The 15,021-nt window shown below is 64.7% G+C and carries 8 protein-coding genes; 3 read left to right on the top strand and 5 right to left on the bottom strand.

Annotated features, from left to right (window positions below):
• Window positions 1-7 precede the first annotated feature (7 nt).
• From GAU_RS16225 to GAU_RS16215, 3 genes are read right to left on the bottom strand one after another with little or no spacing between them, the layout of a single operon-like run.
• A complete protein-coding gene (locus GAU_RS16225) occupies window positions 8-1,636 on the bottom strand; it encodes an alkaline phosphatase D family protein (protein WP_015894985.1) in 1,629 nt (542 codons plus the stop codon).
• A gap of 33 nt (window positions 1,637-1,669) precedes the next feature.
• Window positions 1,670-3,139, bottom strand: a complete 1,470-nt coding sequence (locus GAU_RS16220) for a hypothetical protein (protein ID WP_015894984.1) — start codon at window positions 3,137-3,139, stop codon at window positions 1,670-1,672.
• Window positions 3,140-3,141: 2 nt separating this feature from the next.
• Complete coding sequence (locus GAU_RS16215; RefSeq protein WP_169307713.1) at window positions 3,142-6,096, bottom strand: TonB-dependent receptor domain-containing protein; 2,955 nt, start codon at window positions 6,094-6,096, stop codon at window positions 3,142-3,144.
• Window positions 6,097-6,414: 318 nt separating this feature from the next.
• Between GAU_RS16215 and GAU_RS16210 the strand changes: the two genes are divergently transcribed.
• A complete protein-coding gene (locus GAU_RS16210; RefSeq protein ID WP_052574503.1) occupies window positions 6,415-8,838 on the top strand; it encodes a zinc-dependent metalloprotease in 2,424 nt (807 codons plus the stop codon).
• The gene (locus tag GAU_RS16205) at window positions 8,829-10,148 is read left to right on the top strand and encodes a sensor histidine kinase (protein ID WP_041265618.1); all 1,320 of its coding nucleotides are present in this window, start codon (window positions 8,829-8,831) and stop codon (window positions 10,146-10,148) included. Before GAU_RS16210 ends, GAU_RS16205 begins: the two co-directional genes overlap by 10 nt.
• Window positions 10,149-10,195: 47 nt before the next feature.
• Here the strand turns inward: GAU_RS16205 and GAU_RS16200 are convergent, their stop codons facing one another.
• Window positions 10,196-11,335 (bottom strand): ketoacyl-ACP synthase III, encoded by a 1,140-nt coding sequence (locus tag GAU_RS16200; RefSeq protein WP_015894980.1) that lies wholly within the window; start codon window positions 11,333-11,335, stop codon window positions 10,196-10,198.
• A 262-nt stretch (window positions 11,336-11,597) separates the two neighbouring features.
• Between GAU_RS16200 and GAU_RS21255 the strand changes: the two genes are divergently transcribed.
• Window positions 11,598-13,601, top strand: coding sequence for a HAMP domain-containing methyl-accepting chemotaxis protein (locus tag GAU_RS21255; RefSeq protein WP_052574502.1), 2,004 nt, complete (start codon window positions 11,598-11,600; stop codon window positions 13,599-13,601).
• Window positions 13,602-13,667: 66 nt separating this feature from the next.
• On the opposite strand, the gene metB is transcribed toward GAU_RS21255, so the two are convergent.
• Window positions 13,668-14,891: a cystathionine gamma-synthase gene (metB, locus tag GAU_RS16185; protein ID WP_197526001.1), complete on the bottom strand. Its 1,224-nt coding sequence runs from the start codon at window positions 14,889-14,891 to the stop codon at window positions 13,668-13,670.
• Window positions 14,892-15,021: the final 130 nt, after the last annotated feature.

Below are 15,021 nucleotides of genomic sequence, written 5' to 3'. Positions count from 1 at the left end.
CGCGAGCTTATCGCGCGGTTTCGTCCGGCATCTCGATGCTCCAGAGGCGCTTGCCGGTCACATCCCACAGACCGGCCGTGAGTGCGCGTGTGCGCGGATCCACATCGAGCGTGCCGTAGAACTGCATATTGTCGCTGGGCGGACGGTTCGGCTTTGGGGCGGGGCTCGCAAACCGCACTTCGGGGCCAAAAGTGCCATCCAGTTGATTCGGGCCAAAGGTGCCGGAATGCATCGGGCCCGCCACGAGTTCCCAGAACGGATTGAACTCGGTGAAGGCTGCGCGGTCCGGGGCATAGTGGTGCGCGGCGGCATAGTGTACGTCGGCCGTCACCCACACCACATTGCGGACGTTGCCTGCCTTGAGTGAGCGCAACAACTGCGCAATCTCGAGTTCCCGCCCGAGTGGCACGCCGTTGTCGGCGTTGGCAATGGCCTCGTAGTTGCGCTCACCGTTGCGCATGCGATCGGGGACGATCAGGCCGATCGGCATGTCGCAGGCCACGACCTTCCACGTGGCGCGGCTGTTCTTGAGCCCTTGCTCCAGCCACTTGAACTGATCAGGGCCAAGAATGGAGGACGCCGCATTGAGCTCCGTCTGTTTGTTGCCCGAGTTGGCGCCGCGATAGCTGCGCAGGTCCACCACGAAGATCTCGACCAGTGGCCCATACGAGAACGAGCGATAGATGCGATCCCGCTCCACGGCATGGCGCCGGATGGGCAGGAACTCGAACACCGCCTGCTTGGCCCGCTCGGCCAGCACGCGCACGCGCTTTTCGGTGAAACGCGTGTCGTTCTGCAGCACCAGATCGTGGAACCAGTTGTCCACCACCTCGTGATCATCCCACTGGGTGATGAGCGGCACGCTGGATCCGAACTTCTGTGCATGCGGATCGAGCATGTTGTACGCAAAACAGCCTCGGAACTCGTCGAGGGTTTCGGCCACCTTCGACTTGGCTTCGGTGACGACGTTCTTCCAGATCGTACCGTCGTCGAGCTTCACTTCAGCCAGCAGGGGCTGATCGGCGTAGATGTTGTCACCCGAGTGCACGAACACATCGGGCTCGGCCCGGCGCAGGGCGTCGTAAATGCGCAGACCACCCCGCGCTTCGTCGATGCCCCATCCCTGGCCGACCATGTCGCCCGACCAGGCAATGCGTACGGGGCGTACGTTGCCGCGCGCATCGGGGCGCTGAGGGGTGCGGAGACTGCCGATCACCGGTTCGCTGAACGCACCCGGCGAGTCCGCACTTTCGTACTGCATGCGATAGTGAATGGTTTGACCGGGGGGCAGGCCTGTCACGTCGAGATGTGATGTGAAGGCCGACGCTGCGTTGGTCACACCACCTTTTACCCGTCGCACGTTGGTGAACTTCTCCGACGTGGACCACTCCACCAGGCACTGGGCTGGCCGATCCACGCGCCCCCAGAGAATCGCGCGGTCATGCAGCACGTCGCCGGTCTGCACACCGCCCGGCAACACCGGTCGCAAGCGCTCCGAGGTCACGATCCCCGGTGCTCCCTCGAGCAATCCGCGCGCCGACCAGATCGACGCGGGCTGCGGAGAACGCAGCAGGGCGGCGCCGGAAGCGACAGTGGCACCAAGAAACAGACGCCGGGAGATCGTGGGGTCGGTCATGCGCAGAGCCTGATGAAGTGGAAGACGTGGGGATCAGTTCTTGAACGGCATGATGAGCGGCGACGTGCGGTTGGCCACGAGGATGGCGTTGACGTCGTTGCGGATTTCCACGGTGCGGGCCGTGGTGCTCATCACGAAGCTGTCCATGCCCAGGTTGGTAGGCAGGAACGACGGAATCACACCGGACATGTACGGTGCACTCATCGAGATGTTCGTGTTCACCTGCGCCTCGGCAAACGGCACCGGGAATCGCAGGCCGATATCGGTGGAACGCCGGCCTTCAGCGAAGAACATCTCCTGCCGCATGAGATACAGCACGTAGTAGCCATCGTTCGCGCTGGTGATCTGGTCGATCCGCTCAGCGGTCACCGACGTGCCCGAAACTGTGGCCACGCGCACGGTTGCGCCACGGCGGTAGAGCACAAAGCCGGACTGGAACGGCGCGCCCGGGGAGAACGCCACGCGGTAGTCGGTGCTGTCGGGGTAGATGACCGTGCCGCCGGAACGCCCGCGATTCTGCGTACGGGAATCCACCAGTTCCGTGGGACGTGACTGGATGAGTGTGAGCAGTGCCCGGAGACGCGTGCGGGCGGTCGTCACGTCGCTGGTGGCCAGCGCCGCTTCGGCCAGGATCGCATGGGCTTCTTCGGCTTTCAGCACCGCCAGGGGGCTTTGCACCTGCGCCCCGCGGTTCGGGTACTTGGGGTCGAGGAAGTCGAGACGGGGGAGTGGCTGATAGTTGTTCGTGGAGCCGGTGATCAACCCCTGGAACGAGTTGGACGGGCCGGTGATGCCGTCGAACGTGGCGTTGCGCAGGAATGACGGTGCGGCCGCGAGCAGTGCCGTGGCTTCGGTGGTGGCATTGGCTCGATCGCCCAGGCGGTAGTACGCACGAGCCAGTGCTGCCGTGCACGCATTGCGCAGCGCGACGTCGGTGTAGAGCGTGCGGGCGCGCTTGAGATCATCGATGGCGAGGCGCAGGTGGCCCGGCCCATCGACGATCGGTCCGAGCGCCACGGCCGGCATGCCCGCGAAGTACTCACCCGCCCAGATGGAGGCCATCGCGCGATAGAACAGCAGGTCCGCTTCGTTGCGCACCCGGTTCAGGGTGTCGGCCGGCAGCACCACATCGATGCCGTAGGTGGCACTTTCCCGCAGGCGGGCGAGATCGATGAACATCGACCGCACGTCGAGATCCTGATTGTCGATACGCGGCTGGTCAAAAACCTTGTTCTGCGTGGTGTAGTTGTTGAAGTAGTTGTCCGACACGATCTCCACGTTCGCCATCAGCGAGTTGATCGTGGACAGGTACGTGCGCTCAACGCCCTTCACCCAGATCTTCGATGCATCCGGCGTGCGCAGAAACGCATTGTTGGTGACGTTGGGGTTTTCGACCCCGGTCGGATTGAACTGATCGCAGGCCGAGAGCAGCAGGGCGGCCGCAGCCGTCGCGCCGCACAGGAGGCGACGCGAGGTGGTCGGAATGGCAGAGAGTGGTGTCATGATCAGAAGCCCACGCCGATCGACAGCAGGAAGCTGCGCGCCGCGGAGTCGGTGGAGTAGTTGAAACCGCCCACGGCCGCGCCGCCCTGGCCGATGGCGCCAGAGAGGTCCACTTCCGGATCGAAGCTCGAAGCGGCCCAGGTGAGCAGGTTGTTGGCGGCGAAGCTGATGCGGGCCGAGCGTGCACCACGCGGGATGAAGCGATCGGGCAGGCGGTATTCCACCGATACGTTCCGCAGCTTCACAAAATCGGTCTTCTCGACGAACAGGTTGAATACGTCGAGCCAGATATTGGCCGGGCCACCGGCCGCCTTCACCGCGGCTGCGGGCACGATCGTTTCCGGCAGACCGTACTGGAAGCGGAAGTGACGATCGAACGAGTGCGACGACGCGCCGAACTGGTAATCGCCGTCGGCGTTGATCGTGAAACGGCTGCCCAGTCGGAGCTGCGCCGACATCGAGCCAAACGCATCGGGGTGCGGCTTGCCGAGGTACTGAAGCTGCTCGATTTTTGCCACGGTGCCGTCGGCATTGAACGTGGCCTTCGTGCCGCGCAGGTAGCCCACCGGCTGTCCCGCTTCCACCACCGCCTGAATGGTGCGCTCACTCAAGCCGCCGAGATTGAACACCGGGGTGTTGCCCGTGCTCACCATCTTGTTCTTGAGCGTGTTGAGCGAACCGGTGAGTGTGAGACGACCGGACGGGCCCGACCACGGCACGACCGAGGAGCGCAGTTCGATGCCGCGATTCTCGATCACGCCCACGTTGCGTAGCTGCGCCGTCTGTCCCGACGATGGAGCCGACGGTGCGTTGAGCAGGGCGTCGTCGGTACGCGACTTGTAGACGGTGAGGCTCACCGTGGCACGGTCCGACAATAGGCTCGCATCGAAACCGCCTTCGAACGTGCTGGTCCGCTCCGGGCGCAGGCTGGCATCACCCGGCTGACCAAACGTGGCGGCAAGAGCGCCGCCCAGCGACGAGAAGTTGATCGTCTGATCGTTGGCGAAGGGACGCGGGAAGTTGCCAGCCACGCCGTAGTTGCCGCGCAGGCGGAACTTGGGCAGCCACCGCTCACTCACCACGCTGCGCACCCACGATTCCTGCGTGAGTTCGTACACGAGGCCGACCTTCGGGTAGTACTGCGCCCCCACCGTCGAACCGAATGCGGTGTTCTGGTCGGCCCGCACGCCCAACTCGAGGAAATACTTGTCGCTCAGGCCGATGTTGGTCTGGCCGTACAGGCCGTAGTTGGCCACACGCAACGTGGCGTCCGCGCCCGTGGTGGTGCCGGCACCGGTGACCGTCTGCGCGCCATCGCGCACATTGGTGGCGGTGTATGCAACCTGTTCGTCGTCGTTGCGGAAGAGCTGCCCGCCAACGGCCGACACGATCGATACTGCGCCGCGGTCGTACCGATGTTGCGCCGTGAGCTCACCCGTGAGCCCCTGGAACGTGCGATCGTAGTTCTGGATGGTGCCACGATCGGACGTGCCGACGGCGACCTGTTTCGTGTGAATCAGGAACTCGTTGGTGGTGATGGCCCGTTCATGCGTGAGGCGCTGATCGATGCCCACGTTGGCCTTCACCGACAGCCCGGTCATTGGCTCGATGGTGAATCCGTGTGAGGTGGTGAAGCGGCGCACACGCACGGAGTTGTCCTGCAACGCTTCCGCCTTCGACACAAACCCCTGCAGGGCACGCCAGGCCGAATCGCCGAGTTGGTCGATGTTTGGATTGAAGCCGAAGGCGTTGGACCGTCCGCCTTCCACGAACCAGATCGAGTTGTATCCGCCGGAGTTGCCATTCCGGAAACGCGGGTACGCGTCCTGGTTGTACGACAACGAACCCTGGTATCGGCCACTGCGTCCCATTTCCGCGCCGAAGCCCGAGCGGAACGACAAGGCGTTGTTCTCGCCTTCGACGCGGTGGCTCTGTGATGCGCGCGCGCTACCGGAGATGCTGTAGGTGAAGCCGCCGGTGCCACCTTCCACGCCGGCGCTGTATTTCTGCGTCGCACCGTTGCGGTACAGCAGATCGCGCGTGCGATTGAAGAACTGAAACTGTGTCTGCGGGGTTTCCATCCCCGTCTCCACTTCGATGTTCGCCCGCGTGGGGCCTGCGACACCGCGACGGGTGAAGATCTGGATCACACCATTGGCAGCATCGGATCCGTACAGCGTGGTGGCGGCGCCGCCCGGGATGTGTTCGATGCGCTCGATGTTGTCGAGCGGGATGTCGGCCAGGGCGCTGGTGGCCGTGCCCTGGTGCGCGCCACCCGACACATTCATGCCCAGTGTGGCCGGTGTATTGAGGTTGTCCACACGTACACCGTCCACGTAGATGACCGGCGTGGAATTCGTGCTCACCGAATTGATGCCGCGGGTCCGGATCAGCGACGTGGTGCCGGGCTGGCCCGAGGTCATGCGGATCTGTGCGCCGGGCAACTTGGTTTGCAGCAGTTGGTCGAGTCGCGTGGTGGGTGAGGCCTCGATTTCGTCGCGCGAAATGACATCGACGTTGGTGGAGAGGCGACGGCGTTCCATCTCACCGCCCTGACCGGTCACGACGACGCCATCGAGGGCGAGGGCAGAGTGTTCGAGGGCCACCGGTACTTCGTTGGTGCCGGCACGTACCGTGATCGGCAAACGCTTGACGGCAAATCCGATGCGACGCACTTCCAGCGTGTGTTCGCCCGGTGTCACGTTCTGGATGACAAAGCGGCCTCGCTCGTCGGTCTGGCCGCCGCGCTCCTGGCCCACAATGCGCAACTGGGCGTTGGCGACCGGAGCGCCGGTTTCGTCGCGTACGAGTCCCGTTACGCTGGTGGCACTCTGGGCCTGGAGGGTCTCACTCGGCACAGTGGTCGCAAAAAGCAGGAGCGTCATGGCGACGTGCACCAGACGCCACATGCCCGGCAACCACCCGTGGCGGCGTGGCATGAACGGTTCGGAAGTCACGAGGATCTCGAGATGTGGAGGACACGATGCGGCGTGCACTGTCGGAGGATGCCGGAGCCAGTGCTGCAAGCCGACGCCGCAGGCAGGCGCCACGAGCGGTGCCCGTCGACGCATGCCATCGTGTGTCCCACGCTATCGGCCGTGCTCGCCAGACCGACGACAGACCGGTAACGCCGCCGCAACGAGCCGGTCGGCATCCGGTCGCCATTCTGGCGTGGGCGGACGACCGATTCGTGACGATCGAGTGCGTTCTCACTCTCGCCGCGGGCCGTTACAATCGTTAGGCTATGGCCGCAGACGTTCCCTCCCTCGAACCGAATGGTCATGTCTCTGTTCCGCACCGCCCTCCGCTCGATACCCGCCGGCGCGCTGCTGGCCATCGCAGCCGCGGCGCCCGCCGGCGCACAGTCCGATGAGCCGTTTCTCCGCGTCCGCGTGGACGACACCCGCAACCGCGCGCTGCTGGAGATTCCGGCCGCTCAGTTGAATCGGGACTTCCTGCATCAGGTCACGCTCGCCACCGGATTGGGGACAGGAAGCCTCGACCGCGGCAACACGGGCTCCAGTGGCATCGTGCGCCTCGAGCGCCGTGGCAATCGTGTGCTGATGGTGCGCGACAACTATTCGGTGCGCGCGCCCGCTGGTGATGCGGCCAACCAACGCGCCGCACGGGAAGGATTTCCGCGCTCCATCGTCGCGTCGTTCCCGGTGGAGAGCGACAACGCTGGTGTGCTCACCGTCGATGCCACCTCGCTGTTCCTCGCGGATGCCTACGGTGTTGCCGATGGCTTGCGCGGGCAGGGCGGGGCTGGTGGCGGCCCGTATCGTGTGGATCCGGCGCGCAGCTATCTCGACGCCGAACGCACCAAGGGCTTCCCGAAGAACGCCGAAGTGCATGCGGTGTTGACGTTCGTGGCCGATCAGCCCAATCGGGCCTTGCAGCGCACCGTGCCTGATGCGCGCGCACTGACCTTCGAGGAGCATCATTCGCTGGTCGTACTGCCTGAGCGGGACGGGTTCCGTCCGCGTGACTACGATCCGCGTTTCGGCTATGGCGGCACGCAGTTCGCCGATCTCTCGGAAGGCTTCGACGGTGACTACCGGTCGGGTTTCATCAACCGCTGGCGCCTCGTGCCGAAGGATCCGGCCGCCTACGCGCGTGGCGAAGTGGTGGAGCCGGTCACGCCGATCACCTACTATCTCGATCCCGGCATTCCGGCACCGTATCGCGAGGCGATGCGCGAGGGTGGGAACTGGTGGGCCAAAGTCTTCGAAGCCGCCGGGTTCCGCAATGCGTTCCGCGTGCTCGATCTACCGGCTGGTGCCGACCCGATGGATGCCCGCTATTCCATGCTGATGTGGGTGCACCGCACCGGGCCAGGCCCCAGCGTGGGGCCGAGCTACTCCGATCCACGTACGGGCGAGATCATTCGCGCCGTGGTGCGTATGGACGCCTGGCGCTCGCTCATCGATTACAACATCTGGGCCGGCACGGTGCCGGCGTTTGGGACGGCAGGTCCGAATGTGAGCGCGGAATCGTTTGCGATGGCACGCCGTCGTCAGCACGCGGCGCATGAAATCGGCCACACGATCGGCCTGTCGCACAACTACATCGCGTCCTCTCAGGGTCGCTCCAGTGTGATGGACTATCCCTTCCCGCTCATCACGCTCGATGCGAATGGTGGTGTGGATCTGCGGGATGCCTTCCGTACCGGACCCGGTGCCTGGGATTCGCTGTCCATCAAGCTGGGATACACTTGGTATCCGGATGTCAACGCCGAGAAGTCGGGGCTGGCGGCCATCATGAAGGATGGCATAACGCGTAACGTGCGCTTCATCAACGACACGTACGCCAATGCCAATGGGTCCATCCCCGAAGTCACGCGCTGGGATGAAGGCGCCACCATGTTCGATGCCGTCACCCGTAGCAGCAAGGTGCGCCGCGTCCTGATGGACAAGTTCGACGAACGGGCCATCCAGCCCGGTGAGCCGCTGGCGTTGCTCAACATGCGGTTTGCGCACGTGTACCTGCATCACCGCTACTCACTCGAAGGGGTGAGCAAGTATGTGGGCGGCATGGACTTCAGCTTTGCCCTGCGTGGCGACGGACAGGTGCCCACCCGCGTATTGCCGGCTGCCGATCAGCGCCGCGCGCTCAAGCTGGCACTCGACGCACTCGCACCGGCAGAACTCACGGTACCTGAGCGGGTGCAGAAGCTGATCCCGCCGCCGCCGCCGGGATTCAACACCGATCAGACGTGGATCGAAGGCAGCGGTGGCCCGGCATTCGATGCCATCACGCTGGCCGGTGGATTGGCCAACGAGGTCGTTGGCTACCTGCTTGACCGTGATCGTGCGGCTCGCGTGGTGCTGTTTGCCGCCCGTGACCCACAGGCGCTCACACTCGATGAGGTGATGCGCACGATCGTGTCGCGCACCTGGGGGGCCGCCGTCCCCACCGCCGCTGCGGAACGGGCCGTGTTGCGCGCCTCCCAGCGTGCCACACTCGATGTGCTGCTCGATCTCGCGGGCGATGTGCGTGCCATGCCGGACGTGCGCGCTACGGCGCTCACGCATGTGCGGCAACTGCAGACACGCCTCGCGGGCGCAGCAGGGGCGGGTGATGCGGCCGCCGCTGCACATGTCGTGGCGGCTCGCCATGACATCCAGCGCTTCCTCGATGGCAATGACAAGCCGGAATTGCGTCCGCGCTATCCGGTGATCACGCTTCCGTGGCCCTGATCGTCTCCTCTGGGGATGATGGGCATTGGCCGTCAGAGGTGGAAGGTCCTCTGGCGGCCACACGTGAATCGGCCGTATTGCTCCTTGCCCGTATTGTGTTGTGGGTGTGGACCCCCGCCTTTGCCGCCAGCATCCTCGTGCGATGGCTGCAAGGGGGACGGTTTTCGCTGCCCTATGTGCTTTATTTGCTGATTCCGATGGTGGGCTGGCTGCTGTTGCCCTCACCACATCGATCGGCGATGGCGCGTGCCGGCAGTGCGGTGATTCTCGCGTCGATCGGCACCGCCATTGGTCTGTTGCTCAGTGGGCCACGCGCCACCAGTGCCACCGGCGTTGCGGTCACGCTCACACTGACGGTGTTGTTCTTCCGCCGGAAGACGGCCATCAGTCTGCTGCTCTTTTTCATTGTGATGGTGCTCGTGGGCCTCGCTCTCAATGCGTACGGCATGCACGCCACATCAACGGCCGAGTCGGATCTGCCTTGGCTGGATCGCGGTGTCACGATGCTGATCATGTTCTCCGGCCTGTGGTTCTGTGCGGGCGTGGTGGATCAGACGGTGCGCATCTATCGCGATGCCCAGGTGGCGCTGGCGTCGCGTCAGCAGGCCATGCTGGCGGCGCAGCGCGAAGCCGAATTGTTGCAGCGTGGTGAACTGGTGGCGGCCATGGCGGCCGGCATGGCCCACGACATCGCCAATGTGGTGCAGGTGATGACGTCCAGCGCCGACATGCTGGACGGCCACGAGCTGGATGATGAAACGCGTCGTGTCGTCAGTGACATCCGGACGGTTGGTGCACAGGCCTCTGCCACCGTGCGCACCCTGCTGGCCATGGGTCGTCAGCAGGTGGAAGACGAAGACGGCGCCGCGCCCTTCGGGCTCGATCGGATGACGCACCTGCTGCGGGCCTTGGTTGGACGGCGCATCACGCTGGTCGTGGAGGACGGCGCCCGTAACAAGCCGGCGGCGAGTCGTCTGCAGCTCGAGCAGGCGGTGATCAATCTGTCGCTCAACGCACGCGACGCGATGCCCAGTGGTGGCACGCTCCATCTGCGCACCGCGGATGTCGACGCCGGAGGGGTGCGAGGCATCGAGCTGCAAGTGCAGGACAATGGCGTGGGCATGGACGAGGCCACGCGCGGGCGGATCTTCGAAGCGCACTTCACCACCCGTGCACATCGTGGTGGCTCGGGGCTCGGTTTGTCGCTGGTGGATCGGGTGGTGCGCGAAGCCGGAGGCACGTTGGCCGTGCAGAGTGCCCCCGGTGTCGGCACCACGTTCACGCTTTGGGTGCCGACGGTGGGAGCCTGAGAGACCCAGAGCACCGTGTGAGATCACCGCGATCTCACACGGCGATATCACGTGGGCAGATGGGTTTCGATGAACTGCGGGGCGTAGAGCGCTTCGCGTGAGCGGCCATGCGGATCCTGACGCTGCCGGATGGCGTTCACCATGTCGAGTGCCGACTGCTCCACCGGCGGGAAGGTGGCATCACTTTCCCGGAGCGGCGTCACACGATCGCCCCAGCGCACCAGTAGTGCGCCATACGTCAGTCCCCCACCAAAGCCCGGCATGAGCAGCAGGCTGCCCGGCTTGACGCGCCCTTCGCGTAGCGCGTCCACCAATGCAACGGGCACGGTGGCCGCGCTCATGTTGCCGTATCGCTGCACGGTGAGCATGACGCGTTCCATCGAGACACCGGCGTACTTCGCCACCGATTCGATGATGCGCAGGTTCGCCTGGTGCGGAACCAGCAGGTCGATGTCCTGCGCATCGACCCCGGCCTCGCTGAGCACCCGCGCGCAAGCATTGCTCATGCCATGCACGGCGCGCTTGAAGATCGCCTGTCCGTCGAAGTCCCAGATGGTGTCGCCATAGGTCAGCGCGCCACGGGCATAGTCACACCCCATGCCACGTACGCGCAGCGTCTGTCGCCCTTCAGCATCACACCCCAGGACGGTGCCGATCACGCCGCCTGGCGTTTCGCTCGCCTGCAGTACCACAGCGGCCGCGCCATCGCCAAACAGCACCGCCACGTTGCGATTGCTCCAGTCCATGAACTGGCTGATCAGTTCCACGCCGATCACCAGGGCGTTCTTGACCACACCGGTCTGGATCATCGCCGTGGCCGTCGACAGCCCGTAGAGAAAGCTGGTGCACGCGGTATTCACATCCATCGACGCCGCGCGAGTCGCCCCCAGTGCGATCTGCACGCCGGAGGCGCAGTTGGGCACTTGTTCGTCGTTGCTGCAACTACCGTAGACGATGAGTTCCAGCGCTCCCGCATCGAGATCGGCACAGGCCAGGGCACGGCGTGAGGCCAGCGTGGCCATGTCGATGGCAGAGACATGCGAGATCCGACGTTCCTGCATGCCCGTGCGCTGCACGATCCACTCGTCCGACGTGTCGAGAAAAGTGGAGAGATCCTCGTTGGTCAGGATGGCGGGCGGAAGTCCCTCCCCCCATCCGGTGATGGCAGCGTAGCGGGCCTGAGTCATGGCACTTGGGAACGATGGGGAGGCGCGGGCCTATGGGCGCAGCGCGGGGAGGAGGGAACGACTGAGGAAAGCCTACCCATGAATGCGATAGTCGACAAGACAAAGTCCCCAGTTGCCACTCTGTTGGCGCCTCTCGTCACCGGGGATCACAGGAGAGAAAAGACCCATCAAGTCGGTCATCGGACGGACGATACTGATCTTCATCATGTGTTCGGCAGCACGCCGCTCAGTGCACGGCCGACGTTCGTTGAAACCGCCATCCATGCTGACCGCCTTCGACAACTGGAAGCTCCGCACCAAACTGTTGGTCTCGTTCACCGTCTTGTCCACACTGACGGCCCTGGTCGGCCTGGTGGGCATCAGCAACATGGCGAAGCTGAGTGAATCCAGCCGAACCATCTACAACAAGGAACTGCTCGGGTTGTCGTTCGTGAAGGAAGCGAACATCAACCTCGTGTATCTGGGCCGCTCCATCCGCGCCCTCGTGCTGGCCACGTCCGAAGAGGAACGGCAGGCCGCGCTCAAGTCCGGTGAAGACGCACGCATCGTGCTCCTCGAGCAACTCGACAGCGCCGGCACCCGATTCTACACACCCGCCGGTCAGGCGGCTCTGGCGCAGGTGCGCGCTGCCGCCGAGGACTATCTCCGCGTCTACAAGCAGGTGCAGGTAGCGACGCTGGCCGAACCCATGGCGCAGCAGCGGACGTCGGTGGAGCTGCTCAAGAGCGAATTGAACCCGCGTGCCACACATGCCGACACGCTCATGACGCTCCTGTCGGACATGAAGACGGCCAATGCGGCGACGGCCAGCGTGGAAGCCGATGCGCTGTATCGCTCGAGCCGGAACTTCATGGTGCTGGTCATTGTCACGTCGGTGCTGGCCGGCCTCGGACTGGGGCTGCTGATTGCCAACCGACTCGGTCGGGCCATTCACGCCGTGGTGCAGGCGGCCAATGCCGTGCGTGAGCAGACCATCAATGCCGTTGGTCGTATGGGGTCCGCGATCGCGCAGGGCGATCTGACCACGGATATCGCCGTGCCGGCTCCGCGATTGGGCCTGACGCGCACCGACGAGATCGGCGATGTGGCGCGCACCTTCGACACCATGGCGTCGGAAGCCCGTGAAGCTGGAGAGGCCATCCAGAATGGTCGCAGTGTCCTCCGGCAGCTCATCACGCAGACCTCGTCACTGGTGGGCAGTGCATCCAATGGTGATCTCACCTCGCGCGCAGACGCGGGTTCGCTGCAGGGAGGCTACCGACAGCTCACGTTGGAAGTGAACGCGCTGCTCGATGCCGTGGTCGCACCGATGCGTGATGCCGGGCGCACGCTGGAAGCCATCGCCGAACGCGAGCTGACGGCTCGGGTGCAGGGGCAGTATCGTGGCGAATTTGCCGCGATGGCCACGGCGATCGATACGGCGGCGAACAATCTCGAAGAAGCGATGGCGCAGGTGGGAGGCGCCGCGCAGCAGGTCTCCTCGGCCGGTGCACAGATCGCCAGCGGCAGTCAGGCCCTCGCCTCCGGGTCGTCGGAGCAGGCGGCATCGCTGGAAGAGATCAGCAGCTCGCTGACCGAACTCAGTGCACAAGCCAAGGTCAGCGCGGAGTACGCGGCCGAAGGGCGGCGGTTGTCGGACAGCGCCCGGGAAGCTGCGCGGGAGGGCACGACGGAGATGGCGCGGTTGTCCACGACGGTGCGCGAAATCCAGGATGCGGCGAGTCAGACCGCGCGTATCGTCAAGAGCATCGACGAGATCGCGTTCCAGACCAATCTGCTCGCGCTCAATGCCGCCGTTGAAGCTGCGCGGGCCGGCGATGCCGGACGCGGATTTGCCGTGGTGGCCGATGAGGTGCGTGCCCTCGCGTTGCGCTCTGCGGAAGCGGCGCGCAACACCACCGATCTGATCGAACGCTCGCAGCAGATTGCGGCGGAAGGCGTCGCGCTCAACGCCCGGGTGGCCGAACGTCTCGACGTCATCGACCGCACCGTGCATTCGGTGGGTGAAGCGATCACGCAGGTCGCTGATGCCAGTGGGCAACAGGCGGATGGCATCCTGCAGATCGAAGTCGCCGTCAATCAGCTCAATGGCACGACCCAGCATGTCGCGGCCAATGCCGAGGAGTCGGCGAGCGCTTCCGAAGAGTTGGCCGGGCAGGCACAGGAACTCACGTCACTCGTTGGTCAGTTCCAGGTGCGGCGCGATGGCAGCATCCAGCAGCACGCGCGGTCGATATCCCGCCGCCGTGTCGGCGTGGCGGCATGATCAGCACCTGCTGGTGAGTGGGACTGTCTCACTCACCAGCAGGTGCATGGCAGCAGCGCGTGTCGTTCAGCGCGCCCAGCCCGTATTGAGCACACGATCGAGACCAGAGAGCAGATCGTCACGCAGATCTTCCCCGTGTTCGATCCCCACCGACAGGCGCACGAGACCGTCGGTGATGCCCGCCACGGCACGGGCCTCCGGTGCCATGGAGGCATGTGTCATGGTGGCCGGGTGAGCGATGAGGCTCTCCACTCCGCCCAGCGATTCGGCCAGCGTGAAACAGCGCAACGATGCCGTGAGTGCGCGCACCGCGTCCGATCCGCCCGCCAGTTCGAAACTCAGCATCGCGCCAAAGCCATCCTGTTGTGACGCGGCAAGTGCATGTCCAGGGTGTGAGCGCAGGCCCGGATAGTGCACCGCACGCACGGCCGGATGGCCATCCAGGGCTTCCGCGATCAGTTGCGCGTTGGCCTCATGCAGCGCCAGTCGGGGATACAGCGTGCGCACCCCGCGGAGCGTGAGATAGCTGTCGAATGGGGCGCCGGTGACACCCAGGCAGTTGGCCCAGAAGGACAGTTGTTCGATGATTTGTTCGTTGCGCGCAATGACGGCACCGCCCACGACATCGCTGTGACCATTCAGGTACTTGGTGGTGGAGTGCACCACGATGTCGGCACCGAGTGTCAGCGGGCGTTGCAGGGCCGGTGACAGGAAGGTGTTGTCCACGACACTGAGCGCGCCGGCGCGCTGCGCGGCGGCACAGATCGTTCGCACGTCGGTGATGCGCAGCAGCGGGTTGCTGGGCGTTTCGATCCACACCAGCGACGGAGCGAGCGCCTCGATGCGTGCCACCGCGCTGTCCTGCGTGAGGTCGACCAGATGCAGGGTGAAAAGCCCCCGTGTGGCCAGCGACTGCAGCAGGCGCCAGGTGCCGCCGTAACAATCGTGCGCGCACACGATGCTACCGCCCGCTGGCACGAGTTGCAGGACCAGTGTGACGGCCGACATGCCGCTGGACGTCACGACGGCGCCATGTCCTTCTTCGAGTTCGGCCAGCGCGTCGGCGAGAATCTGCCGCGTGGGATTGCCGCTGCGCGTGTAGTCGAACGGGCGCTTCTCTCCGAAGGCCGCGAACGAGAAGTTCGACGAGAGATGCAATGGCGGCACCACGGCGCCATGGGCTACGTCAGTGTCGATCCCGACCCGCACGGCACGCGTGCGGCGGGACGGGGCACTGATGGCCTCGGGCAAAACAGAATCGGCGGCGGCAGTGACAGCGGGAGCGCACATCTTGGGCCTCGTGAGCTGGGTGAATAGACGAGGTCCCAAAACAAAAAACCCAGCGCGTGCCGGGTATTCGCGTTTTAGCACCTTGTTTAGCGTGGCGGCAATAGCGGCAAATGACCACGGAGCGAACTGC

This window comes from Gemmatimonas aurantiaca T-27, assembly GCF_000010305.1.
GTDB classification, from domain to species: Bacteria; Gemmatimonadota; Gemmatimonadetes; order Gemmatimonadales; family Gemmatimonadaceae; genus Gemmatimonas; species Gemmatimonas aurantiaca.
Note: the sequence above shows the minus strand (reverse complement) of the source record. Positions and strands in the feature narration are given on the sequence as shown.